Origin of the sequence: Priestia koreensis, from assembly GCF_001274935.1 — a bacterium.
In the GTDB taxonomy this organism is placed as follows: domain Bacteria; phylum Bacillota; class Bacilli; order Bacillales; family Bacillaceae_H; genus Bacillus_AG; species Bacillus_AG koreensis.
Map to the genome: position 1 here is coordinate 20,957 of NZ_LILC01000019.1, position 24,569 is coordinate 45,525.

Genomic DNA, 24,569 nt, shown 5'->3' on the forward strand with positions numbered 1-24,569 from the left:
TTGTTGTTAGCACCATATTGGTGTGCGCAATTTTGCTTCTTTTCGGTGTGTATGTCTTTCAGGGAAGGGAGACCTCAAACCAAGAATTTTCACTAGGATTAGAAGAAGAACGAGAAGATCTGAAGGTAAAAGATAAGCAAAAGGTGCAGGCTACTACACAGCAAACGACTGTGCTGGTAGATGTAAAGGGAGCAGTAAAGACTCCAGGTGTATATGAGCTAGCCGCAGGCAGTCGAATACGTGATGCAATTCGTCTGTCGGGTGGTATCACCAATCAAGGAGATAAAAATGCCGTAAACCTCGCTTTAAAGCTTCAAGATGAGATGATTGTCTACGTCCCAAAAATAGGTGAGAGTGAATCGGTGGTGATTTCTTCACATACCTCTCCTGGAACTTCCTCTAATACAGAAAATCCCCTTATTAATCTCAATACAGCTACACCTGAGGAGCTTCAGCAACTAGATGGAGTCGGTCCTGCGAAAGCCTCCGCTATTATTGCATATCGAGAAGAAAACGGTCCATTCCAAAAGATAGAAGATTTAATGAACGTGTCAGGAATTGGTCAAAAGTCGTTTGATAAGCTAAAAGAGTCTATTCGTGTTCAATAGGAGGAAAATACAACTGTTGACGACCAGAGAAGATTCCCGATACACTAGAAAGAAAATAGACGGAAGAGGCTTGTTTTGTTGAACTCGAACAAGCAAAAACGTCTGCTATTTTCCCAAGCTTTTTTTAGGGAGAGTATGGATCTATTTAACGAAATGAAAGTAGGGAATAAATGTGAAACGAATTGCTTGGGATCAGTATTTTATGGCACAAAGTCATTTGTTAGCTTTACGAAGCACGTGTGAACGTCTAGCCGTGGGAGCGACGATTGTTCGAGATAAACGCATTATTGCAGGGGGATATAACGGTTCAATTAGTGGAGGCGTTCACTGTATTGACGAAGGATGCTATGTTGTGGACGGGCACTGCGTTCGAACGATTCATGCAGAAATGAACGCATTGTTGCAATGCGCAAAGTTTGGTGCGAAAACAGACGGGGCGGAGATTTACGTCACGCATTTTCCGTGTATTCATTGCTGCAAAGCAATCATCCAGTCAGGAATTCAAACGGTTTATTATGCAAAAAACTACAAAAATCATCCGTACGCGATTGAGCTTTTTGAACAGGCAGGCGTAAACGTTGCACAAGTAGAGCTGAAAGAAAATATCATCGATTTCCACAGTCAGGAAAAAGCTGTTTTAATTGAAAAAATCTTTTCAGAAGTAGCGAAAAAAGACGCGCTTGATCCGCGCATGGAAGAGTTAAAAAAAGAAGCAATGAATCTATTTAACTAATGAAAGTGATGGGTGTTGTAGCGAATGGACGCCCATCATTTTTTAAAAGTTAGGGGAATAACATGATTGGCAAATGGATTTACAGTGCACTTGGTATCTGCTTGGTTCTGCTGACCTGTGCGTTTTATACAGGTTTTCTTGCACCGCTGTTGCTTATAGGATATATCATTTTTCTATGTTTTCATCTCTCGCCACGGTTAGTCGCGATCTGTGTTACTATGATGACTCTCGCGGCCTTCTATTACGTAATCCACGATAATCGAAATCAATCCTCTTATACATCTTCAAACCGCCATTTTATAGGGATCATTGCGACCACTCCAGATTTGAATGGAGACATTCTTCGGTTTCAAGTAAACACGGAACGTGAAAAATTAATGGTGCGTTATAAAATTCAAACGAAGCAGCAAAAAGACCACCTTGCCTCTGTAACGATCGGGATGAAATGTCGCTTAAAGGGGGACTTAGTTTCTCCTGAGAATAATCGTAATGAGTCGCTCTTTAACTACAAACAGTATTTATATCGTCAATCCATCCATTGGGTGCTACAAGCGAATGAATCGCCACAGTGTGAGCGAGAAACAAAATCAATGGTTCATACACTTTTCTCTGTGCGAGATCAAGGTATTAAGCAGATCAAAGAAAATATGTCGGAGCCAGCGTCCTCTTTTATGCAGGCCATGATTTACGGTGAACGAAAGGATATTGATGAGCAGGTATTGAACGATTATCAAAAAGGCGGCATTATTCACCTTATTGCAATTTCAGGTCAGCATGTGTCGCTGCTCGTTGCGATGTTTTTTTACCTCCTCATATGCTTTGGCGTGACGAGAGAAAGAGCGATCACCTGCATCTTAATTGCTTTGCCATTTTATATGTTTATCGCAGGAGCTTCTCCTTCTGTTGTAAGAGCTTGCATAACGGCTTTTTTAGTCATGGGCTCGTTGAAATTCAATCATCTTTTATCGCCTCTAGATGCAATTAGCTTTTCGTTCATTATCATGATTATCATAGACCCTTATGCGGTCTTTCATATTGGATTTCAGCTCTCCTATGTGGTCACACTGTTCTTAATTTTAAGTGCAGGGCATCTGCTAAAGCTCATTCATCATCCGCTTCTTTTGCTTCTTCAGGTCACGTTTATCGCCCAACTTGCTTCACTTCCACTCATCATCTATTATTTTTTTGAATTTTCCTTAAGCAGCTTTTTATTGAATTTAATTTTTGTTCCGCTTTTTTCCTTTATTATTTTGCCGCTTTGTTTGCTTATTTTGCCATGCCTCGTGTTATTTCCTACCATTGCCTTTGGTTTAGGTTGGGTTTTACAAATGATTTTGCTGTATAGCAATGAGTTAGTGGCTGTAGTGGCACGTCTGAAGGTGCTGTCGTTATTATTCGGAAAACCGTCTATTTGGTTTGTCGCCTTGTTTTATGGAGTGACCATTTGGTTTCTATATGAATGGGAATCATGGAGAAACGGGCGATGGAAGGTGGCCATTACCGTGCTCTTTTTTTCGTATACCGCCCATTATTTTACCCACTATTTTCATCCATATGGAAGAGTATCAATGATTGATGTTGGACAAGGAGATAGCATTTTAATCGAATTGCCGTTTCGAAAAGCCACGTATTTAATTGATACGGGAGGTCAGCTTGCTTTTCCTCTAGAGGAATGGCAGCAAAAGCGCTCGGAGTTTTCGATAGGAGATCGAATCGTTATTCCGTATTTAAAGTCAAGAGGAATTCGTCGAATTGATAAGCTTATTCTTACGCATGGAGATACGGACCACGGAGGGGAAAGCATGAAAATACTTACTGCTTTTCCTACGTCTGAACTGTTGCTTGGTGAAAAAAAAGAATGGAGTCAGCTTGAAAGAAGGGTCGTGTCATTGGCAAATCAAAAGAAAACGACTGTATCTGTTGCAAAGTCGGGGGACGGATGGAAAGAGGGCGCTGCACGCTTTTTTGTTTTATCCCCTATAGGAGATGAACCGAACCAAAATGAGGCATCGATCGTATTATACGGAGAACTGGGTCCTTATAAGTGGTTATTTACAGGTGATTTAGGTGTGGAAGAAGAACATAAATTGATTCGGCGCTACCCTAATTTGCAGGTGGATATACTGAAGGTTGGTCATCACGGAAGTCGCTCTTCGACGTCAAGAGAGTTTTTGGAACGCATAGGTCCAAAGCTTGCCTTACTATCAGTCGGAAAAGATAATCGATATGGGCATCCTCATGGAGAGGTAGTGGCGCTTTTACAGGAGCATGGAGTGAACATGTTGCGCAGTGATAAAAATGGGCAGGTTATCTACAGCTTTTCGCGTAAAAGTGGAACCTTTCGATGGCATTCTCCATAACCTATAATAAAAAAAAGACTGCAAAAACGCAGCCTTTGTGGTGTGCTAGCTTAACAATTTGACCACAGTTGCAATGATAAACAAAGTAGTAAAAAAGCCAAATGATACGACAAAGCCTACCCCAGAATCCACAGCATCGTTACGTTTACTTTGGACATTTTGCTCAAATTCGTTCATTTCTACCCCTCCCATTGTATGTCTCATTATACGGGATATTACTAAAAAAATCCATATGAGATATTGATCTTTCCTTTCCTGACAAGAGTTGTCACAAATAGTTCGATGACTTTCGGAAACGATAATAACATCAGGTAGCTATCACTAACGGAAGGATTTCCTAGGGTCTTTCTTGTTGGTGTTTATTATAGATGAAGCCCGCGCTATGCGAGGGCCTGAGTGAGAAAGGTAAGAAGATCGCCCAATGCGCTGAAAAAACAATCAACGTATTGGGCGATGTACATAAAAGAGCAATGCTATTCTTGTCAAATCAACTGAAGACCGCTACTCTAGTAGTATGTGTATTACGCAATGATCCAGGTGATCACGGCATAATACCCCGAACGGTTTAAGCTGTTCATCTATTATAAGAGTCAGGAGCGTTTGATAGTGACGGCAAAAAGTACAAAAAAAGAGGGCGCGTTAGCCCCCATCTATTTATTACATGGAACGAACACGTTCATTTTAAATGAGCAGAAGAAAAAGATTATTGATCAAGCACTGAATGAGGATGAGCTAGAATTTAACTTGTCTAATTACGATCTAGAGGATACGCCCATTGAAGTGGCAATAGAAGATGCGGAAACACTGCCTTTTTTCGGAGACAGAAGGGTAGTCATTTTAAATCGTCCTGTCTTTTTAACAGCTGAAAAAACAAAAGAGAAAATTGAACATAATTTAGACAAGCTACAGGCTTATATTGAAGAGCCTGCACCGTTTTCAGTTGTCATCATCATGGCGACCTATGAAAAGTTAGATGAACGGAAAAAGGTGACAAAACTACTAAAAAAAAATGCGTCGTGTATAGAAGCGAATGAAATGGGTGAAAGGGAGCTGCGTTCTTTTATCATTGATCGTCTTGGGGAGAATTCCATAGATATTGAAGACTTTGCAGTTGATCTGCTTCTTCAGTTGACGGGATTAAAGCTGTCTCTTGTCATCAACGAGCTCGACAAGCTGACGATATACATTGGTGAAGGCGGCATGATTAAGAGAGAGCATGTTGAAAAATTAGTGCCCAAAACGCTTGAGCAAAACGTATTTGCACTAGTGGAAGCTGTTGTAAAGCGTCAAGTTTCCGATGCGCTTGTGATGTATGACGAATTGGTTCGAAATAACGAGGAGCCGATTAAAATCCTAGCGCTGTTGGTGTCACAGTTTCGATTGTTGTATCACACAAAACAACTTTCTGCACAAGGATACGGACAACAGCAAATTGCTCAAACGCTAAAGGTTCATCCGTTTCGTGTGAAGCTCGCGATGCAGCAAAGTCGAGGCTTTGAGGAAAATGAACTGAAAGGAATTATGAAGGATTTGGCAAACGCCGATTATGAAATGAAAACAGGAAAAATGAACAAATCGCTCATTTTGCAGCTCTTTTTCTTACAGCGATCCGCACAATAAAAAAACGATCCAAAGGGATCGTTTTTTTTTTTCTGCAATTAAGCAGTTAGGCTGTTTAGTTGTTTTGCTAAACGAGACTTTTGACGAGCAGCAACGTTTTTATGGATAAGACCTTTACGAGCAGCTTTGTCTAATTTTTTAGAAGCAACTGCAAAAGCAGATGTCGCGTTGTCAGCGTCTTTGCTTGCAACTAAAGCTTCGAAAGTCTTGATTGCAGAACGCATTGAAGACTTGATTTGAGCATTGTGAGCACGACGAGCGTCGTTAGTTTTTACACGTTTGATCGCAGATTTAATATTTGGCATCCAATTCACCTCCTAAAAAAAATACAAATCGAGGTAATGGTTAACTCGATAATTTTAGCAATTAGAACACAAGATATTCTATCAAACCCACGAGCATAATGCAATAGAATCTAGCGATCATTTTATAATTTTGCATATGTGAACGAATATGCATGTTCTCAATGATCGAGGGGAAAATAAGGGAAGTTTGTAATTGATTATATCGGAGGGATGAAAAATGGGTCAGGAATTGGATTTAAGTAAATATAGTGTTCGTACTGATTTAGCGATTGAAGCACGTGAAATGGTTGTGCAGGACCGTGAAAAAGAACAGACATCGTCAGAAATTAAAGGCGTCATTGTGAAAGAAAAAGATGTGGATGGAATTAAAGTGACGCACGTGGAGGTAACGGCTGAAGGTGAAGAGGCCATCGGAAAGAAGAAAGGCCGTTATTTAACGTTAGAAGCTATCGGCATACGTGATAAAGACTCGGAATTTCAAAGTCGTGTGGAACGAGTTCTCGCCAAAGAAGTTCATCACTTTATTAAAACGTTAAACATTGCGGACGACGCTACGTGCCTAGTAGTGGGGCTCGGAAACTGGAACGTAACGCCCGATGCGCTCGGCCCAATGGCAGTCGAAAACTTGGTGATTACGCGCCATCTTTTTGAACTAGAGCCTGAAAGCGTTGATGAAGGGTTCCGCCCTGTCTGTGCTCTTGCACCGGGTGTGATGGGGATTACAGGAATTGAAACGAGCGAAGTGATTCGGGGGATTGTTGATCGCGTGAAGCCGGATTTTCTCATTGCAATTGATGCACTTGCAGCTCGGTCAATTGAGCGCGTCAATGCAACCATTCAATTATCTGACTCAGGTATTCATCCGGGATCTGGTGTTGGGAATAAACGAAAAGAGCTTAGTTATGAAACGCTCGGTATTCCAGTTATCGCACTTGGTATTCCAACCGTTGTCGATGCTGTATCGATTACGAGTGATACGATCGATTTTATTTTAAAACACTTCGGACGTGAAATGAAAGATCAAGACAAGCCTTCCAAATCGCTTGTACCTGCTGGAATGACGTTTGGTGAGAAGAAGAAGCTAACAGAAGACGATCTTCCTGCTGAAGAACAGCGTCAAACGTATCTAGGGATGATTGGAACTCTTCCAGAAGATGAAAAGCGAAAGCTTATTCACGAAGTTCTTTCTCCGCTCGGACATAACTTAATGGTGACGCCAAAAGAAGTGGATATGTTCATGGAAGACATGGCAAACGTTGTAGCAGGTGGATTGAATGCGGCGCTTCATCATCAAATTGACCAAGATAATTTGGGGTCATATACTCATTAACCGTTCGGTGGTTCTATCATTTTATCTAGTAGCGTATAGATAGAGTAGAGTTCCAAAAGCGCGAACGTGCAGTCAAGAAGCAATCGATGTGAATGGAACCGTGTCTGAATAGCCATAATGGAAATAAAAGATCGGGAAAAGGAAGGTAATTCCCAATGGTGAAATTTACGATTCGTTGTTTACTTGTCGCTTCGCTGCTGTTCTTTGGTGTCCTGCTGGGGATGCAAACGGCTAATGAAGGATTAATAAAAATGAAGGGCTACGAAGATCCCGCCCTGTCAAAAGCGGTTAATATTTCAACAGACGATGGAGAAGTAGAAGCCTCCGTGTTAGGTGCTAAATCAAAATTCAATTTAGAAGAAAAGCAGCAGCTATTAGAAAAACGAAAAGCGTTTAATCTTTTTTCAAATGCGGGTAAAAAAATTGCCAACGCAACAAAAGGAGCAGCGGAAAAAGGGATGCACCTATTAGATGGCATTTTTAAGTAAGGGCCATTGCGTTGAAATGGATGAACGTTCATAAAAAGTCTAGCATACCAATTCGGTAGGACATGCTAGACTTTTTGCTTTTACACGGACGAGGGGCACTCTTTTCTCTAATATTGAATATTGTATATTGTAGTTTCTATTGATATAATCTAAACTAATGTATTCTTGTCGATTTTTAGTAGGAGTGAAGTAGTGAATGGATAGAGAAGCAAAATTAAAGCGACAGTCAAAAATTCGTAACTTTTCAATCATCGCTCATATTGACCATGGAAAATCTACTCTAGCAGACCGCATTCTAGAAAAAACGAATGCGTTAACGTCTCGTGAGATGAAAGCACAGCTTTTAGATTCAATGGACTTAGAACGTGAACGTGGAATTACGATTAAACTTAATGCCGTCCAGTTAACATACAAAGCAAAAGACGGAGAAGAGTATATTTTTCATTTAATTGATACACCGGGGCACGTCGATTTTACATACGAAGTTTCCCGAAGCCTTGCAGCCTGTGAAGGTGCGGTACTCGTAGTAGATGCGGCTCAGGGAATTGAAGCACAAACGCTAGCAAACGTTTATTTAGCGTTAGACAATGACTTGGAGATTCTACCTGTTATTAATAAAATTGATTTGCCAAGTGCAGAGCCAGAGCGTGTTCGTCAAGAAGTAGAAGACGTGATCGGATTAGACGCTTCAGAAGCAGTTCTAGCTTCTGCTAAGGCTGGTATCGGAATTGAAGAAATTCTAGAGCAAGTCGTGGCAAAAGTGCCGGCACCAATAGGAGACCCTGAAGGACCGCTAAAAGCAATGATTTTTGACTCCTTATACGACTCTTATCGTGGGGTAGTAGCCTACATTCGAATTGTTGAAGGTAGTGTGAAAGTTGGAGACAAAATCAGAATGATGGCAACGGGCAAAGAATTCGAAGTAACCGAGCTAGGTGTGTTCACACCAAAAGCAGTGGCGAAAGAAGAATTATCTGTTGGAGACGTTGGCTTCTTAACGGCTGCGATCAAAAACGTTGGTGATACACGAGTAGGGGACACAATTACGCACGTTAAGAACAGTGCAACAGAGCCTCTACCAGGTTATCGTCGATTAAATCCAATGGTATTCTGTGGTCTGTACCCAATTGATACAGCGAAATACAACGATCTGCGTGAAGCTCTTGAGAAGCTTGAGTTAAATGACTCAGCTCTACAGTTCGAGCCAGAAACATCTCAAGCGCTTGGGTTCGGTTTCCGCTGTGGGTTCTTAGGTCTTCTGCACATGGAGATCATCCAAGAGCGTATTGAGCGCGAATTCAAGATCGATCTTATTACAACAGCACCAAGTGTTATTTACGACGTGCATTTAACAGACGGAGAATCGTTACGTGTAGATAACCCTTCTAACATGCCAGATCCACAAAAGATTGACCATGTTGAAGAACCATATGTGAAAGCAACGGTAATGGTTCCAAATGATTATGTTGGGGCTGTAATGGAGCTTTGTCAGAAGAAACGTGGTATTTTCATCGATATGCAATACCTAGATGAGAACCGTGTAAGTATTGTGTACGAAATTCCACTTTCAGAAATCGTGTATGACTTCTTTGATCAGTTAAAATCAAGCACAAAAGGATATGCTTCTTTTGACTACGAGTTAATTGGATACAAAGCGTCGTCACTTGTGAAGATGGACATTCTATTAAATGCTGAAAAAGTCGATGCGCTTTCTTTCATCGTTCACCGTGATTCAGCTTATGACCGTGGAAAGCTTATTGTTGAAAAACTAAAAGAGCTTATTCCGCGTCAGCAGTTCGAAGTACCGATTCAAGCAGCCGTAGGGCAAAAGATTGTGGCTCGTTCTACGATCAAGGCAATGCGTAAAAACGTATTAGCTAAATGTTACGGGGGAGATATTTCCCGTAAGCGTAAATTGCTTGATAAGCAAAAAGAAGGTAAAAAGCGTATGAAGCAAGTAGGTTCTGTAGAGGTTCCACAAGAAGCCTTCATGGCCGTTCTGAAAATGGACGAAGATTAATGAGAGAAAAAGGAAATGAAATCCTGATCGTTTGAACAGTCTTTCAATCTTTTACGTGTTATAATAAATCCCATTCAGATGGGAAACAGGAAAAATACCGCAGAATCTGTCTGCGGTATTTTTCTAATTCTTATCCAAACGAGGTGAAGCTACAATGGTGAAAGCCGCCTATTTGCATATTCCATTTTGTCATCACATTTGTCACTATTGTGATTTTAATAAAGTGTTTTTTCAAAATCAGCCAGTTGAGGCTTATCTAGAGGCAATGGATCAAGAAATGAAACAAACCGTTTCTGCTTTCCCAACCAAAGAGTTGGAGACCATTTTTGTAGGGGGAGGAACACCTACAGCACTAGATGAAAAGCAATTAGAGCAATTTTTAACGAGCATTCGCACTCACTTGCCGCTAGCTAATAACGGGGAGTATACGTTCGAAGCAAATCCTAATGAGCTAACAAAAGAAAAATTGACGCTTTTAAAAGAGTACGGTGTAAACCGTCTTAGCATTGGCGTGCAAACATTTAATGAAGAGCTTCTAAAAACCATCGGTCGTGTTCATACAAATGAGGAAGTGGAGCGCTTAGTAAAGCTCGCAAAAGAAATGGGCTTCTCGAACATTAGCTTGGATTTGATGTATGGACTTCCTGGACAAGACTTAGAGATGTTCCATCAGTCTATCGAGAAAGCACTCGAATTGGACGTTGAACATATCTCGTCATACTCACTCATCGTTGAACCGAAAACCGTTTTTTATAACTTGATGAGAAAAGGCAAGCTTCATACACCGTCAGAAGATGATGAAGCGAAGATGTACGGGTTCTTGATGGACACGTTAGCGAAATCAAACTTCAATCAATACGAAATCAGCAACTTTGCAAAGCCAGGTTATGAAAGCAGGCACAATCTAACATACTGGGATAATGAAGAGTATTATGGGATTGGAGCTGGGGCACATGGTTATGTAGGAGGCGTTAGACGCTCCAACGTAGCGCCGATTAAACGATACATGGATCTCGTAGAAGAAAAGGGCTTTGCCTATTTAGATGAACATGTTGTCACAGTGGGCGAGCAGCTAGAAGAAGAAATGTTCCTTGGTCTTCGAAAAACGAAAGGCGTTTCCAAAGAGCGCTTTGCGGAAAAATTTGGCCAAAGCATTCAATCTGTATTCGGTGAGGCAATTGCTGAGCAAGCAAAGCTAGGCTTACTAACGGATGAAGATGGCTATGTACGCCTTACGACAAAAGGTCGTTTTTTAGGTAACGAAGTGTTTCAAGCGTTTCTAGGGATTAATGATTGACATTAAAAAGGTGATTTGGTAATTTAGTATTAGATTTAGCACTCGTTATAAAGGAGTGCTAACAGAGGTGATGAAAGGTGCTAACAGAACGACAATTGTTGATTTTGCAAGTGATTATTGACGATTTCATTCGATCTGCACAGCCGGTAGGTTCTCGAACCTTATCGAAAAAAGAAGACATTAGCTTTAGTTCTGCTACGATTCGAAACGAAATGGCGGATTTAGAAGAATTAGGATTTATTGAAAAAACCCATAGCTCTTCAGGTCGAGTTCCTTCTGAAAAAGGATATCGCTATTACGTGGATCATTTAATATCCCCACAGTTGTTAACAGTAGCTGACATCTCTAAGGTAAAGTCTCTTTTTGCGGAAAGGATCTTCGAGCTAGAGCAGGTCGTCCAAAAATCAGCACAAATTTTATCTGAATTAACAAATCTGACATCTATCGTGTTAGGACCAAGAGTTACCACACATCGTTTAAAACAAATTCAAATCTTACCTCTTAGCGGTGAGTCAGCCGTTGCCATTATTGTAACGGATACGGGACATGTTGAAAGCAAAACAATTTCCGTGCCGAAAACTGTAAGAGGAACAGATCTCGAAAAAATGGTCAACATTTTAAATGAACGACTTGTAGGCGTCCCGATGGTTGAATTACACGATCGGATTTATAAAGAGATCGCGGTCTTACTGCGCGCTCATATTCATGAATATGAGCAATCCGTAGAGATGATCTCAAACATTTTGCATGTCGACAATGAGGAGAAGATCTTCATTGGCGGTAAGACAAATATGTTGAATCAGCCAGAATTTAATGATATTAATAAGGTTCGTTCATTGCTTACAATGATTGAGCAAGAAGATCAGGTAACGCGCCTGCTACACTCGAATAAGTTAGGTATTCAAGTGAAAATCGGTCGCGAAAATCAAGAAAGCGCGATGGAGAATTGTAGTTTGATTACGGCTACGTATTCTCTAGGAGGCGAGCAGTTAGGCAGAATTGCGGTGTTAGGTCCAACACGAATGGAATATTCACGTGTAATTAGTCTACTGCAGTTATTCTCGCACGATTTTGCGCAAGGCTGGCAAAACTTACATTTAAAAGAATAGCTTATTTGTGTGTAATGTAGGTTTAGAATAAAATGCAATATGGAAAGTATAAAGAGGGTGTGCCCTTGTTGCTTGTTAGGGGGCATGTCCTGGTCAAATAGCCAATGGCTATATATTTAAGGGAGGTGAAACCATTGGCAAACGAGAAACACACATCGGAAGAAATGGTAGAGGAATCAGTTCATACTGAAGAAGTAGAAGAAACTGATGTACACGAGGAAACAGCGGAACAAGCTGAAGAGAAAGATGCGAAAGACGTAGAAATTGAAGCCCTTCAAGCAAAAGTAGATGAGCAGGAAAACCGCTATCTACGCCTGCAAGCAGACTTTGATAACCTTCGTCGCCGCACACGCTTAGACGCAGAATCTGCTGAGAAGTATCGTGCTCAAAAACTTATTACTGACATTTTACCAGCTCTTGATAACTTTGAAAGAGCGTTAAAAGTAGATACAGAGGAAGCTCAAAACGATGCAATCTTACAAGGAATGCAAATGGTCTATCGTCAACTAGCTGAAGCTCTTCAAAAAGAAGGACTTGAGGCAATTGAAGCGGTAGGAAGCCCGTTTGATCCTTATCTTCACCAAGCCGTTATGCAAGTTGAAGATGATTCTTATGAACCGAACACGGTTGTAGAAGAATTCCAAAAAGGATATAAGCTAAAAGATAAAGTCATTCGCCCATCTATGGTGAAAGTGAATCAATAATAAATACATATTATATAGGAGGTAGAATTCGATGAGTAAAATCATTGGTATTGACTTAGGAACAACAAACTCTTGTGTCGCAGTTCTTGAAGGCGGCGAACCAAAAGTAATCCCAAATCCAGAAGGAAACCGTACAACACCATCTGTTGTGGCATTCAAAAACGGTGAGCGTCAAGTTGGGGAAGTAGCGAAGCGTCAAGCAATTACAAACCCAAACACAATCATCTCAATCAAACGTCACATGGGTACGGATTACAAAGTAGAAGTAGAAGGTAAAAACTATACACCTCAAGAGCTTTCTGCAATTATCCTACAAAACTTAAAAGCATCTGCTGAAGCTTACTTAGGTGAAGAAGTAACAAAAGCTGTTATTACAGTTCCTGCTTACTTCAACGATGCAGAGCGTCAAGCAACAAAAGATGCTGGTCGTATCGCGGGCTTAGAAGTTGAACGTATTATCAACGAACCAACAGCAGCAGCATTAGCGTACGGTCTTGAAAAAACAGACGAAGATCAAACAATTCTAGTTTATGACCTAGGTGGCGGTACATTCGACGTATCAATCCTTGAGCTAGGTGACGGCGTATTCGAAGTACGCGCTACAGCTGGTGATAACCGTCTTGGTGGAGATGACTTTGACCAAGTAATCATTGACCACTTAGTAGCAGAATTCAAAAAAGAAAACGGCATTGATCTTGCTCAAGATAAAATGGCGTTACAACGTTTAAAAGATGCAGCTGAAAAAGCGAAAAAAGATCTTTCAGGTGTTACATCAACACAAATTTCTTTACCGTTCATCACTGCAGGTGCAGCAGGCCCACTTCACTTAGAAGTATCATTAAGCCGTGCTAAGTTTGAAGAGCTATCTTCACACCTAGTAGAACGTACAATGGCTCCTGTACGCCAATCACTAAAAGATGCTGGTCTTTCACCAAGCGAACTTGACAAAGTTATTCTTGTTGGTGGATCTACACGTATTCCAGCTGTACAAGATGCAATCAAAAAAGAAACAGGTAAAGAACCACACAAAGGTGTAAACCCGGATGAAGTTGTAGCACTAGGTGCAGCAATTCAAGGTGGCGTATTGACTGGTGATGTGAAAGACGTTGTGTTACTTGACGTAACGCCACTTTCACTTGGTATCGAAACAATGGGCGGCGTGTTCACGAAGCTAATTGATCGTAATACAACAATCCCAACAAGCAAGTCACAAGTATTCTCTACAGCAGCTGATAGCCAAACAGCAGTAGATATTCACGTATTACAAGGTGAGCGCTCAATGGCAAGCGACAACAAAACATTAGGTCGTTTCCAATTAACAGATATCCCAGCAGCTCCACGTGGTGTACCACAAATCGAAGTAACGTTTGATATTGATAAGAACGGTATCGTAAACGTACGTGCAAAAGATTTAGGTACAAACAAAGAGCAAGCCATCACAATTCAATCATCTTCAGGTCTTTCTGATGAAGAAGTAGAACGTATGGTAAAAGAAGCAGAAGAAAATTCTGATGCTGACAAAAAGCGTAAAGAAGAAGTAGACCTGCGCAACGAAGCTGACCAGCTTGTATTTGCTACTGAAAAAACGTTAAAAGACCTTGAAGGTAAAGTAGACGAAGCAGAAGTAGCGAAAGCAAACGAAGCGAAAGACGCGTTAAAAGCTGCAATCGAGAAAAACGATCTTGAAGAAATTCGTGCGAAAAAAGACGAACTTCAACAAATCGTTCAAACATTGACAACAAAGCTTTATGAAGAAGCTGCAAAAGCTCAACAAGGTGCTGAAGGCGCTGCGGACGGAGCTTCAACAAAAGGCGATGACGATGTAGTGGACGCTGAATACGAAGAAGTAAAAGACGACAAGTAATATTACACATGTACGAAAACAAAAAGTCAAAGTCAGGCTCGTCTTGGCTTTGACTTTTTGTAGTTTATCTGGAAACAATGGAGTTTAGTATTGCGATGAAAAGAACGTTAGTGATAGAATAATTTTTATGTGAAAGAAACCGGGGTGAGTATTGATGAGTAAACGAGATTATTACGAAGTCCTTGGAATTAGTAAAGGTGCTTCAAAGGACGAAATTAAAAAATCGTACCGAAAACTATCCAAGAAGTATCATCCAGACATCAATAAGGAAGCGGACGCAGCCGATAAATTTAAGGAAATTAAAGAAGCGTACGAAGTGTTAGGTGATGATCAAAAGAGAGCTCACTACGATCAGTTCGGTCATACAGATCCTAACCAAGGCTTTGGTGGATTTGGCGGAGGCGGCGACTTCGGTGGTGGATTCGGATTCGAAGACATTTTCAGCTCTATTTTCGGTGGGGGACGTCGACGTGATCCAAACGCACCGCGTCAAGGCGCCGATTTACAATATACGATGACACTAAGCTTTGAAGAAGCGGTGTTTGGAAAAGATACAACAATTGAAATTCCACGTGAAGAAACATGTGATACATGTAGCGGTACAGGAGCGAAGCCGGGAACAAAAGTGGACACTTGTTCACACTGTCATGGTTCAGGGCAGCTAAACGTCGAGCAATCAACTCCGTTTGGCCGAATCGTCAATCGCCGTGTATGTCACCATTGTAATGGAACGGGCAAAATCATTCGTGACAAATGTAAAACGTGTCATGGTGATGGAAAAGTAACAAAAACAACAAAAATTAACGTCAAAATTCCAGCAGGTGTGGATGACGGTCAGCAGCTACGCGTATCCGGTCAAGGCGAGCCAGGTGTCAACGGTGGCCCACAAGGTGACCTGTATGTTGTATTCCAAGTTCGTTCTCACGAATTCTTTGAGCGAAATGGTGATGACATCTATTGCGAAATGCCGTTAACATTTGCTCAAGCAGCGCTCGGTGACGAAATTGAAGTACCGACGTTACATGGAAAAGTGAAGCTGAAAATTCCAGCAGGCACGCAAACAGGCACAAAATTCCGTCTAAAAGGAAAAGGTGTTGCAAACGTGCGTGGTTATGGACAAGGAGACCAGCACATCCAAGTGCGCGTCATTACGCCAGCTAAACTGTCGGATAAACAAAAACAGTTATTACGCGATTTTGTAGATTTAAGTGGGCAAGGAGCTCCCGATGAGCAACATGATTCATTTTTCGCAAAAGTACGCCGTGCCTTTAAAGGTGAATAAGCATTTAGGAATCTAGGAATGGAGTTGGTAGATAATGAAATGGTCTGAAATTTGCATTCATACAACAAATGAAGCAATCGAACCGATTTCGAATATTTTACATGAAGCAGGAGCAAGTGGAGTTGTGATTGAAGATCCAGAGGACTTAATTAAAGAGCGTGAAAACAAGTTCGGCGAGATCTACCAACTCAATCCGCAAGATTATCCGGTGGAAGGGGTGCTTGTCAAAGCATACCTTCCTATTAATAGCTTTTTAGGCGAAACGGTTGACGCGATTAAAGAATCCATCAATAGTCTGCTTGTTTATAACTTCGATTTAGGAGCAAACGTTGTAACGATTAGCGAAGTGCATGAAGAAGAGTGGGCAACAGCATGGAAAAAGTATTATAATCCTGTTAAAATTTCTGAGCGCTTTACAATCGTTCCGACGTGGGAAGATTATGAACCGGTGAGCACAGATGAGCTTATTATTGAGCTAGATCCAGGAATGGCATTTGGAACGGGGACACATCCTACAACGGTTATGTCACTTCAAGCAATCGAGAAAAAAGTACAGCCGGGTGATACGGTTGTGGACGTTGGGACAGGCTCTGGTGTATTAAGCATCGGTGCAGCGCAGCTTGGAGCAAAAGAAGTTCGCGCGATGGATTTAGATGAAGTAGCGGTTGAATCTGCTCGTTTGAACATTAAGCTAAACAAAGTTCAAGACGTTGTAACGGTTTCGCAAAATAACCTGCTTGATAACGTTGAAGGACCTGTAGACGTGGTAGTAGCGAATATTTTAGCTGAAATTATTGTGCGTTTTGTAGAGGATGCGGCACGTATTTTAAAACCAGGTGGTTTCTTCATCACATCAGGAATTATTAACAAGAAGAAAGAAGATGTTAAGCAAGCCTTAACAGATGCTGGTTTCTTAATTCAAGAAACAACGTTGATGGAGGACTGGGTAGCGATTATTGCCCAAAAACCTGCTGAATAATTGATAAAATAAATCCGTTTATGGGAATGAATAACAACTATAGACAAGGAACTGAGGTTCCTTGTCCTTCCTTTACGGGAAAATGTTCGAGGAAAGGTGCGGACCTATGCAACGATATTTTTTAGCTAATCATGATTTTGAAGATGAGCGTGTCGTGATTAAAGGTGATGATGCTCACCATATCATTCGCGTTATGAGGATGGTTGCCGGTGACGAAGTAATATGTTGTAATGAGAAGGATGAATCCGCTTTATGCACCATCGAAGATGTATCATCAGGCGATGTTGTGTTGAACGTAACGAAATGGCTTGACGAACGAAAGGAATTACCTGTTTCAGTGACTATAGCGAATGGATTGCCTAAAGGGGATAAGCTGGAACTGATTATTCAAAAAGGGACCGAGCTCGGTGCAGCAAAGTTTATCCCTTTTATTGCAGGTCGTTCTATTGTGAAATGGGATGAGAAAAAAGGCAAAAAGAAGCTTGAGCGCTGGCAGAAAATTGCCAAGGAAGCAGCCGAGCAATCTCATCGAACCAAATGTCCGGTAGTAACAGAGCCGTTAACGGTTCAAAAACTCATTGAAGAAGCAAAGAACTATGATCGCATCATCGTTGCGTATGAGGAAGAAGCGAAGGCGGGAGAATCTGCTAACTTATATAAAAGCCTCTCTAGTCTGACAAAGGGCCAATCCGTTCTTGTCGTAATTGGACCTGAAGGCGGTTTAACCGAAAAAGAAGTCCAACTTTTAAAAGAAAATGGATCTGTTATATGCGGCTTCGGCCCAAGGATTTTACGTACGGAAACAGCGTCTATGTATGTGCTAGCAGCTGTTTCGTACCAAACTGAACTAATGGAGTGATGAACATGGCAACAGTTGCGTTTCACACGCTAGGTTGTAAAGTAAACCACTATGAAACTGAAGCCATCTGGCAGCTGTTTAAAAATAGTGGCTACGATCGTGTAGAGTTTGAACATTCAGCAGATGTGTATGTAATTAATACATGTACAGTAACAAATACAGGTGATAAGAAAAGCCGTCAAGTAATTCGCCGTGCGGTAAGAAGAAATCCGGACGCCGTTATTTGTGTAACAGGTTGCTACGCTCAAACATCACCTGCTGAAATTATGGCGATTCCTGGTGTTGATATCGTAGTCGGCACACAAGATCGTGTTAAAATGCTCGAATACATTGAGCAATATAAAGAAGAACGTCAGCCAATTAACGGTGTAGGAAACATCATGAAAGCACGCATTTACGAAGAATTAGATGTACCAGCATTTACAGACCGTACGCGTGCTTCATTGAAAATTCAAGAAGGATGTAACAACTTCTGTACGTTTTGTATCATCCCTTGGGCTCGTGGCTTAATGCGTTCTCGTGATCCGCAAGAAGTTATTCAACAAGCGCAGCAGCTTGTTGATGCAGGATACAAAGAGATCGTGTTAACAGGTATTCATACAGGTGGTTACGGTGAAGATATGAAGGACTACAATCTTGCACAGCTTTTACGTGATTTAGAAGCAAACGTAAAAGGTCTGAAACGTATTCGTATTTCTTCTATTGAAGCAAGTCAAATTTCGGATGAAGTAATTGACGTGTTGAAAAATTCTAAAATGGTTGTACGCCATCTTCATATTCCGCTTCAGTCTGGCTCTAACACGGTGTTAAAACGCATGCGTCGTAAATACACGATGGAGTTCTTCGGAGAGCGTTTAGATCGCTTACGTGAAGCTCTTCCAGGTCTTGCGATTACGTCAGACGTAATTGTTGGATTCCCAGGTGAAACAGAAGAAGAATTCATGGAAACATATGATTTCATTAAAAAACATCAGTTCTCTGAACTACACGTGTTCCCATATTCAAAACGCACGGGTACACCAGCAGCTCGTATGGACGATCAAATTGATGAAGAAGTGAAAAACGTTCGTGTACACCGCTTAATTGAGCTATCTGATCAATTAGCAAAAGAATATGCGTCACAGTTTGAAGGCGAAGTGCTTGAAGTAATTCCAGAAGAAGTATACAAGGAAGCACCTGAGAGCGGTCTTTATGTAGGATATACCGACAATTATCTAAAAGTTGTGTTCCCTGCAACAGAAGATATGGTTGGGAAACTCGTAAAAGTGAAAATTGAAAAAGCAGGCTATCCACATAACGAAGGACAGTTTGTACGTGTATTAGAAGAAGACACAGCTCAGATGAAAATGAGCTCATAAACAATGAAAAGACATCAGCGTGCTGATGTCTTTTTTCATGACTACCTTTTCGCAAGAAGGGGGATACAATAAAAGAGCGATTTTATCCTCTAGTAGTGGAACATGTTTGATGCGTTTTCAGCAGGGGAAAACATAGAATGATTAAGGAAGCTTCATCGATTGAAAGGAGAGTTTAATTTTATGACACAAGAAATAGCCAAAATGATTGATCATACGGCTTTAAAACCAGATACAACAAAAGAGCAGATTGTGACGCTTTGTGAGGAAGCGGCTCAGTATGGGTTCGCTTCTGTTTGTGTGAATCCGACATGGGTGGAGCTTGCTGCTAGCCTGCTAAAAGGAACAGATGTGAAAGTATGTACGGTTATTGGTTTCCCATTAGGTGCCACGACACCAGAGGTTAAGGCGTTTGAGACGAAAAATGCGATCGAAAACGGTGCTACAGAAGTGGATATGGTTATTAACATTGGCGCGTTAAAAGATAAAAACGACGAGCTTGTAGAGCGAGACATTCAAGCTGTTACAGCTGCTGCACGAGGAAAAGCTCTGTCCAAAGTGATCATTGAGACGTGCCTTTTAACGGACGAAGAAAAAAACAGAGCATGCAAATTAGCAGCAAAAGCCGGTGCCGATTATGTAAAAACGTCTACTGGGTTCTCGACGGGTGGATCGACACCACAGGATGTTGCACTTATGCGCGAAGCAGTAGGACCGGATATGGGCGTAAAAGCTTCCGGTGGTGTCCGTAACGCAGAACAAGCTAAAGCCGTCATCGATGCAGGGGCAACACGAATTGGCGCGAGTTCAGGTGTGTCTATTGTTCAAGGGCTAACAGCTGACCGTGACTACTAAAAAAAGTAGTCTCAGGGTGTCAAAATCACCATCGAACGAGCAAAAGGTGAACAAAAGCGGAATTTAGTGGCAAAATGAATGGATTTTGCATAGAAATACTATAGAGAAATACCATATATTTGTTTAAAGCAGTTGACCTAGAGACGTCATTATATTATAATTGCAAAAGACATGTTTTTCATGTCTTTTAATTATGATGTTATTGGTTTTGTTCGGAGGGAGGGAATTAGAATGTCAAAAACAGTCGTTCGTAAAAACGAATCGCTTGAAGATGCTCTTCGTCGCTTCAAACGTACTGTATCTAAATCAGGTACAATTCAAGAAGCTAGAAAGCGCGAATTCTATGAAAAGCCTAGCGTAAAGCGTAAGAAAAAGTCTGAAGCTGCTAGAAAACGTAAATTCTAAAAGAGGGTGTATTTATGAGTCTTCTTGAGCGTTTAAACACTGATATGAAGCAAGCTATGAAAAACAAAGAAAAAGAGAAGCTCTCGGTCATTCGCATGGTGAAAGCTGCTCTTCAAAACGAAGCTATCAAAGCAGGCGGTGACTTAACAGAAGAAGACGAATTAACCGTCATTTCTCGTGAGTTAAAACAACGCAAAGACTCCCTCCACGAATTTGAAAAAGCAGGTCGTTCAGATCTTGTGGATAAAATCCAATCAGAGCTAGCTGTCTTAGAGGTATATATGCCACAGCAGCTAACAGAAGACGAATTAACTGAAATTGTTAAAGAAACGATTGAAGAAGTTCAGGCTTCCTCAAAGTCCGATATGGGAAAAGTAATGGGAGCGATTATGCCAAAGGTAAAAGGCAAAGCTGATGGCGGACTCGTTAATAAGCTTGTTCTTCAACATTTGTCATAAAAAAACCATCTTACATTTTGTAAGATGGTTTTTTCCATTTCTGGCGAATTTTTTGAAACCTTTTTGGATATGATTCGTACATATAACTAGGCAACACGATTATTTAAAGATGGAGGAGGCTTATGACGTATATTGCTCGATATGTAACAAGCAGCATGTTGGCTCTCATTTTTCTTTTTTTACTACCACATAACGCATTTTCATCTTCATTTTACTCAGCAGAGAGCTTTCACCACGCAACGCAAACGATCCACTCAAATCAATCGGTTATCCATCAAATTGGTGAGTTTTTAACTAGTCCACTTATGGTCATCGTTTTACTTACAATCGGCTGTGTTGGATTAGTGTTGGAGTTGTTTACACCAGCATTTGGTTTGTCGGGGACAATTGGATTACTTTCCTTTTTTCTCTTCTTTTTTGGCCATCTCATAACTGGTGTTTCTGGTTTTGATGCGGTTATTGTCTTTATTGTGGGGATTGTACTCATTCTGCTTGAAATTTTTCTCATTGGAGGAATCGCAGGAGTATTAGGTGTTGGAGCAATTGTCACAAGCTTCTTTTTAGCTACTGATAATAATGTTGTAACAGGCATAGCTATTATTATAGCGGTAATTGTAGCTCTGGGGGGTGCATGGATGATGGTGAAGTTTTTTGGACGCAAGCTTTCGGGGTTTCAAAAATTTGTTTTAAATGACTCAATGAAAACAGAGTCAGGGTATGTGTCGAATCCATCGCGTATGGATTTGATCGGGAAAATTGGTGTCACAACCACACCGCTACGACCGTCTGGCACGCTGATGCTAGATGAGGAGTATTTAGACGTCGTAACGGAAGGAAGCTATCTACCGAAGGATATAGAAGTGAAAATTATTAAGGTAGAAGGCGTTCGGATCGTAGTTCGAAAAATTTAAGAAGGTGGGGATTTTATGGTTGAAGCAGGTTCAATTATGTTTTTTATATTGGTAGGTTTAGCGATTGTGCTCGTTGCCGTTTTCTTAACGTTTGTACCAATCATGCTCTGGATTTCAGCACTAGCTGCAGGCGTTCGTATCAGTATTTTTACACTCGTCGGGATGAGGTTGCGACGTGTTATTCCGTCTCGAGTCGTTAATCCACTTATTAAAGCAAGTAAAGCAGGAATCGATGTATCAATTAACCAGCTTGAAAGTCATTATTTAGCAGGTGGGAATGTTGACCGAGTAGTAAATGCGTTAATTGCTGCACACCGTGCCAATATTGAACTGAGCTTTGAGCGCTGCGCTGCAATTGATTTAGCAGGACGTGACGTACTGGAAGCCGTCCAAATGAGTGTTAATCCAAAAGTTATTGAAACACCGTTTATTGCGGGTGTTGCAATGGACGGAATCGAAGTAAAAGCAAAAGCAAGAATCACGGTGCGTGCCAATATCGAAAGACTTGTCGGTGGAGCCGGTGAAGAAACGGTCGTAGCGCGTGTAGGGGAAGGGATCGTTAGTACCATCGGTTCGTCCAACGATCATAAGCGTGTGCTTGAAAACCCAGATATGATTTCACAAACAGTTTTAAATAAGGGACTAGATTCTGGAACAGCTTTTGAGATTTTATCCATTGATATTGCTGATATCGACATTGGTAAAAACATCGGCGCGGTTCTTCAAATTGACCAAGCGGAAGCGGATAAAAACATCGCTCAGGCGAAAGCAGAAGAGCGACGTGCAATGGCTGTCGCAACCGAGCAAGAAATGAGAGCGCGCGTAGAAGAAATGCGTGCGAAGGTAGTTGAAGCGGAAGCAGAGGTGCCTTTAGCGATGGCAGAAGCATTACGCTCTGGAAACATGGGCGTCATGGATTACATGAACTTTAAAAACATTTCAGCGGATACTGATATGCGTAACTCAATCGGCAAATTAAATAAAGATGTTGATGACAACGAAAGCTAAGTAGAAAAGGAGGAGTCGTTCTGTGAATATACTTGACTTCCTTTTGCATAACTTTTTTATTGTGCTTGTCGTCATCGCGGGAATTGTTTCGTTCTTTAAAGGGTCACTTTCATCAGACACAAAAGAAAAAGAAACAAAACGAGCGCCAAAGCCTTTTGTTCCTCAGCAAACCTCTCCAATGAGGAAAAGAGTTGAGCAGGAAATAAAAAAGCGTCAGCGGTCTACAGAGTCGCTAGAAGAGAAGTTAAAAGAAGCAAAGCAACAAGCGAAAGCAGAAATTCCTGTTCCGCCGGTTGTACCCCATGTGCGTGTCAAAAAGGAGAAGGTTCCACCAATTGCACCTTCTTTGCATGTGTCGAAAAAACAAGTGGTGCAAGGAGTGATATGGTCAGAAATACTAGGACCTCCGCGGTCTAAAAATCCATATCATTCTCAAAGACAGCGATAAAGGAAAAATTTTATTCGTAATTTGAAGTGATACTAGGACCCCCTTCCTCATAAATATGAGATGAAGGGGGTTCTTTTTATGAGCGCAAAATGGAGAAAACAGGTAAAAAAATGGATAACAGACAAAATGGAACTACCCGCAGACGTTACGCTGGACCTTCCTCGTATTACAATGATTGGCCAGATTCACATTTATATTGAGAATCACAAAGGGCTTCTCGCCTTTTCGGATATAGAGGTTCGTCTGTTATTGAAGCAGGGCCAGCTGTTAATTAAAGGTGAAGGACTAGTCATCAAAGTTATCCTCCCCGAAGAAATTGTCCTAGAAGGAAAAATCAATCAAGTGGTTTATCTAGAGGAATAGCCACGGGGGGGTTTTGGAATGAAAAATGATTGGATAAGCTATTTAAAAGGAACAGTACGCGTTTCCATTACGGGAAAGGGCATTGAACGATTAATGAATCAATTTATTCGAAATGGAATCTCATTTCGAAATGTCAAAAAAATGGACGAACAGACGATTATGGCTGAAATATTTGTGGAAGACATTTCAGCCATTCGTACGACAATGCGCAAAAGCGGATGTAAGCTCTTTTTTCACCAAAAAAAGGGTGGTCCTTTTTTATTGAAAAAGATGTGGAGAAACAGTGGGTTCGTACTCGGACTTATTGCCTTCTTATGTGTCATTTTGGTATTGTCTAACATGGTATGGAAGATTGATGTCAAAGGAGCCACGCCGTATATGAGCTACCGGATTATGAAGGAGCTTGATGCAATGGGCGTGCAAAAAGGAAAATTAAAGTTTGTGCTTGACGATCCGGATACAATTCAGCGGAAATTAACAGAGAAAATTCAAGATCTAACATGGGTGGGTGTAGAAGTAAAAGGAACAGCTTATCACTTTCAAGTGGTGGAGAAGAATATTCCAAAAGTGGTGGAGCAGACATCACCTGGAAATATTATTGCCAAAAAGAAAGCGGTTGTCACCTATATGTTTGTCGAAAAAGGACAACCACTTGTGAAGGTACACGACTTCGTTCAAAAGGGTCAGCTTTTAGTTTCAGGCGTTATTGGAAAGAATGAGACACAGAAGGTTGTAGCATCAAAAGGCGCCGTCTACGGAGAAGTATGGTACAAAGCAGAAGTAAGCATTCCGTTAGACACGAGCTTCCAGGTGTTAACAGGTAAATCATACAATAAGCATTATCTACAGATTTTTGGATGGAAAATGCCTGTGTGGGCTTTTAATAAAGAAACGTACGCAAGTCAAAAGGTAGACGATGTGGTGCAGCCGGTCTATTTTTTCAAATGGAAAATGCCATTATCGTACGAAAAAATAAGTACCCATCAAAGCGAACATACGGTTCGTCATTATTCTCGAACAGAAGCGGTTAAAAAGGGCATTGAAACGGGAAGAAAAGAATTAGAGTCTAAAATTGATAAGGATGCAAAGATAAAAGGTGAAAAAGTTTTGCACCAATCTATCGAGAATGGTAAAGTAAAGTTAGTAATTCATTACCAAGTTATAGAAAATATTGCAATGACTCAACCAATTATTCAAGGAGATTGAGG

Annotated in this window: 25 protein-coding genes; 23 read left to right on the top strand and 2 right to left on the bottom strand. The window is 41.1% G+C overall.

What is annotated here, in order from left to right; all coding sequences use genetic code 11:
- Nucleotides 1–20: 20 nt before the first annotated feature.
- The 3 genes from AMD01_RS13995 to AMD01_RS14005 all read left to right on the top strand — a co-directional run bounded on the left by AMD01_RS13995 (nt 21) and on the right by AMD01_RS14005 (nt 3,701).
- Nucleotides 21–608: a helix-hairpin-helix domain-containing protein gene (locus AMD01_RS13995; protein ID WP_245638950.1), complete on the top strand. Its 588-nt coding sequence runs from the start codon at nt 21–23 to the stop codon at nt 606–608.
- A 172-nt stretch (nt 609–780) separates the two neighbouring features.
- Complete coding sequence (locus AMD01_RS14000) at nt 781–1,341, top strand: ComE operon protein 2 (protein WP_053402054.1); 561 nt, start codon at nt 781–783, stop codon at nt 1,339–1,341.
- A gap of 62 nt (nt 1,342–1,403) precedes the next feature.
- Entirely contained in the window at nt 1,404–3,701 is a 2,298-nt protein-coding gene (locus AMD01_RS14005; protein WP_053402055.1) for a DNA internalization-related competence protein ComEC/Rec2, read from the top strand.
- A 45-nt stretch (nt 3,702–3,746) separates the two neighbouring features.
- Here the strand turns inward: AMD01_RS14005 and AMD01_RS23550 are convergent, their stop codons facing one another.
- Entirely contained in the window at nt 3,747–3,878 is a 132-nt protein-coding gene (locus AMD01_RS23550) for a YqzM family protein (protein ID WP_083446554.1), read from the bottom strand.
- A 423-nt stretch (nt 3,879–4,301) separates the two neighbouring features.
- Here AMD01_RS23550 and holA point away from each other — a divergent pair, with 423 nt between their 5' ends.
- Nucleotides 4,302–5,321, top strand: a complete 1,020-nt coding sequence (holA, locus tag AMD01_RS14015; protein WP_053402057.1) for a DNA polymerase III subunit delta — start codon at nt 4,302–4,304, stop codon at nt 5,319–5,321.
- Between the two features lie 38 nt (nt 5,322–5,359).
- Here the strand turns inward: holA and rpsT are convergent, their stop codons facing one another.
- Nucleotides 5,360–5,626: a 30S ribosomal protein S20 gene (rpsT, locus tag AMD01_RS14020; protein WP_053402058.1), complete on the bottom strand. Its 267-nt coding sequence runs from the start codon at nt 5,624–5,626 to the stop codon at nt 5,360–5,362.
- A 217-nt stretch (nt 5,627–5,843) separates the two neighbouring features.
- Here rpsT and gpr point away from each other — a divergent pair, with 217 nt between their 5' ends.
- From gpr to yqfD, 19 genes are all read left to right on the top strand, one after another.
- Entirely contained in the window at nt 5,844–6,956 is a 1,113-nt protein-coding gene (gene gpr, locus AMD01_RS14025) for a GPR endopeptidase (RefSeq protein ID WP_053402059.1), read from the top strand.
- A 155-nt stretch (nt 6,957–7,111) separates the two neighbouring features.
- A complete protein-coding gene (locus AMD01_RS14030; protein ID WP_053402060.1) occupies nt 7,112–7,444 on the top strand; it encodes a YqxA family protein in 333 nt (110 codons plus the stop codon).
- 196 nt (nt 7,445–7,640) lie between these two features.
- On the top strand, nt 7,641–9,464 hold the full coding sequence (lepA, locus tag AMD01_RS14035) for a translation elongation factor 4 (RefSeq protein ID WP_053402061.1): 1,824 nt from the start codon (nt 7,641–7,643) through the stop codon (nt 9,462–9,464).
- Nucleotides 9,465–9,618: 154 nt separating this feature from the next.
- Nucleotides 9,619–10,761 carry a radical SAM family heme chaperone HemW gene (hemW, locus tag AMD01_RS14040; RefSeq protein ID WP_053402062.1) on the top strand — a complete coding sequence of 381 codons (1,143 nt, stop codon included), beginning with the start codon at nt 9,619–9,621 and terminating at the stop codon, nt 10,759–10,761.
- 77 nt (nt 10,762–10,838) lie between these two features.
- A complete protein-coding gene (gene hrcA / locus AMD01_RS14045) occupies nt 10,839–11,870 on the top strand; it encodes a heat-inducible transcriptional repressor HrcA (RefSeq protein ID WP_053402063.1) in 1,032 nt (343 codons plus the stop codon).
- A gap of 134 nt (nt 11,871–12,004) precedes the next feature.
- A complete protein-coding gene (gene grpE / locus AMD01_RS14050; RefSeq protein WP_053402064.1) occupies nt 12,005–12,574 on the top strand; it encodes a nucleotide exchange factor GrpE in 570 nt (189 codons plus the stop codon).
- 31 nt (nt 12,575–12,605) lie between these two features.
- Nucleotides 12,606–14,438, top strand: coding sequence for a molecular chaperone DnaK (gene dnaK / locus AMD01_RS14055; RefSeq protein WP_053402065.1), 1,833 nt, complete (start codon nt 12,606–12,608; stop codon nt 14,436–14,438).
- Nucleotides 14,439–14,592: 154 nt separating this feature from the next.
- On the top strand, nt 14,593–15,720 hold the full coding sequence (gene dnaJ, locus AMD01_RS14060) for a molecular chaperone DnaJ (protein ID WP_053402066.1): 1,128 nt from the start codon (nt 14,593–14,595) through the stop codon (nt 15,718–15,720).
- A 34-nt stretch (nt 15,721–15,754) separates the two neighbouring features.
- A complete protein-coding gene (gene prmA / locus AMD01_RS14065) occupies nt 15,755–16,699 on the top strand; it encodes a 50S ribosomal protein L11 methyltransferase (RefSeq protein ID WP_053402067.1) in 945 nt (314 codons plus the stop codon).
- 106 nt (nt 16,700–16,805) lie between these two features.
- On the top strand, nt 16,806–17,558 hold the full coding sequence (locus tag AMD01_RS14070; RefSeq protein WP_053402068.1) for a 16S rRNA (uracil(1498)-N(3))-methyltransferase: 753 nt from the start codon (nt 16,806–16,808) through the stop codon (nt 17,556–17,558).
- A 5-nt stretch (nt 17,559–17,563) separates the two neighbouring features.
- The gene (gene mtaB, locus AMD01_RS14075) at nt 17,564–18,916 is read left to right on the top strand and encodes a tRNA (N(6)-L-threonylcarbamoyladenosine(37)-C(2))-methylthiotransferase MtaB (RefSeq protein WP_053402069.1); all 1,353 of its coding nucleotides are present in this window, start codon (nt 17,564–17,566) and stop codon (nt 18,914–18,916) included.
- Nucleotides 18,917–19,096: 180 nt separating this feature from the next.
- A complete protein-coding gene (gene deoC, locus AMD01_RS14080) occupies nt 19,097–19,768 on the top strand; it encodes a deoxyribose-phosphate aldolase (RefSeq protein WP_053402070.1) in 672 nt (223 codons plus the stop codon).
- Nucleotides 19,769–19,999: 231 nt separating this feature from the next.
- Nucleotides 20,000–20,173: a 30S ribosomal protein S21 gene (rpsU, locus tag AMD01_RS14085; protein ID WP_015595024.1), complete on the top strand. Its 174-nt coding sequence runs from the start codon at nt 20,000–20,002 to the stop codon at nt 20,171–20,173.
- A gap of 14 nt (nt 20,174–20,187) precedes the next feature.
- Nucleotides 20,188–20,631 carry a GatB/YqeY domain-containing protein gene (locus AMD01_RS14090; RefSeq protein WP_053402071.1) on the top strand — a complete coding sequence of 148 codons (444 nt, stop codon included), beginning with the start codon at nt 20,188–20,190 and terminating at the stop codon, nt 20,629–20,631.
- Nucleotides 20,632–20,753: 122 nt separating this feature from the next.
- Nucleotides 20,754–21,542: an NfeD family protein gene (locus AMD01_RS14095; protein WP_053402072.1), complete on the top strand. Its 789-nt coding sequence runs from the start codon at nt 20,754–20,756 to the stop codon at nt 21,540–21,542.
- A gap of 36 nt (nt 21,543–21,578) precedes the next feature.
- Entirely contained in the window at nt 21,579–22,550 is a 972-nt protein-coding gene (gene floA, locus AMD01_RS14100) for a flotillin-like protein FloA (RefSeq protein ID WP_425415145.1), read from the top strand.
- Between the two features lie 22 nt (nt 22,551–22,572).
- Complete coding sequence (locus AMD01_RS14105; RefSeq protein WP_053402074.1) at nt 22,573–22,998, top strand: hypothetical protein; 426 nt, start codon at nt 22,573–22,575, stop codon at nt 22,996–22,998.
- Nucleotides 22,999–23,076: 78 nt separating this feature from the next.
- On the top strand, nt 23,077–23,361 hold the full coding sequence (gene yqfC, locus AMD01_RS14110) for a sporulation protein YqfC (protein WP_053402075.1): 285 nt from the start codon (nt 23,077–23,079) through the stop codon (nt 23,359–23,361).
- Nucleotides 23,362–23,379: 18 nt separating this feature from the next.
- The gene (yqfD, locus tag AMD01_RS14115; protein ID WP_053402076.1) at nt 23,380–24,567 is read left to right on the top strand and encodes a sporulation protein YqfD; all 1,188 of its coding nucleotides are present in this window, start codon (nt 23,380–23,382) and stop codon (nt 24,565–24,567) included.
- The last annotated feature ends 2 nt before the right edge of the window (nt 24,568–24,569 follow it).

Bases quoted from the DNA above. Each gene is read 5' to 3' on its own strand.
- mtaB (WP_053402069.1), top strand. From the start codon at position 17,564: ATGGCAACAGTTGCGTTTCACACGCTAGGTTGTAAAGTAAACCACTAT.
- deoC (WP_053402070.1), top strand. From the start codon at position 19,097: ATGACACAAGAAATAGCCAAAATGATTGATCATACGGCTTTAAAACCA.
- rpsU (WP_015595024.1), top strand. From the start codon at position 20,000: ATGTCAAAAACAGTCGTTCGTAAAAACGAATCGCTTGAAGATGCTCTT.
- hemW (WP_053402062.1), top strand. From the start codon at position 9,619: ATGGTGAAAGCCGCCTATTTGCATATTCCATTTTGTCATCACATTTGT.
- AMD01_RS14090 (WP_053402071.1), top strand. From the start codon at position 20,188: ATGAGTCTTCTTGAGCGTTTAAACACTGATATGAAGCAAGCTATGAAA.
- dnaK (WP_053402065.1), top strand. From the start codon at position 12,606: ATGAGTAAAATCATTGGTATTGACTTAGGAACAACAAACTCTTGTGTC.
- lepA (WP_053402061.1), top strand. From the start codon at position 7,641: ATGGATAGAGAAGCAAAATTAAAGCGACAGTCAAAAATTCGTAACTTT.
- yqfD (WP_053402076.1), top strand. From the start codon at position 23,380: ATGAAAAATGATTGGATAAGCTATTTAAAAGGAACAGTACGCGTTTCC.
- prmA (WP_053402067.1), top strand. From the start codon at position 15,755: ATGAAATGGTCTGAAATTTGCATTCATACAACAAATGAAGCAATCGAA.
- rpsT (WP_053402058.1), bottom strand. From the start codon at position 5,626: ATGCCAAATATTAAATCTGCGATCAAACGTGTAAAAACTAACGACGCT.
- AMD01_RS14005 (WP_053402055.1), top strand. From the start codon at position 1,404: ATGATTGGCAAATGGATTTACAGTGCACTTGGTATCTGCTTGGTTCTG.
- dnaJ (WP_053402066.1), top strand. From the start codon at position 14,593: ATGAGTAAACGAGATTATTACGAAGTCCTTGGAATTAGTAAAGGTGCT.
- floA (WP_425415145.1), top strand. From the start codon at position 21,579: ATGTTTTTTATATTGGTAGGTTTAGCGATTGTGCTCGTTGCCGTTTTC.
- AMD01_RS23550 (WP_083446554.1), bottom strand. From the start codon at position 3,878: ATGAACGAATTTGAGCAAAATGTCCAAAGTAAACGTAACGATGCTGTG.
- AMD01_RS14095 (WP_053402072.1), top strand. From the start codon at position 20,754: ATGACGTATATTGCTCGATATGTAACAAGCAGCATGTTGGCTCTCATT.
- AMD01_RS14030 (WP_053402060.1), top strand. From the start codon at position 7,112: ATGGTGAAATTTACGATTCGTTGTTTACTTGTCGCTTCGCTGCTGTTC.
- yqfC (WP_053402075.1), top strand. From the start codon at position 23,077: ATGAGCGCAAAATGGAGAAAACAGGTAAAAAAATGGATAACAGACAAA.
- gpr (WP_053402059.1), top strand. From the start codon at position 5,844: ATGGGTCAGGAATTGGATTTAAGTAAATATAGTGTTCGTACTGATTTA.
- AMD01_RS14070 (WP_053402068.1), top strand. From the start codon at position 16,806: ATGCAACGATATTTTTTAGCTAATCATGATTTTGAAGATGAGCGTGTC.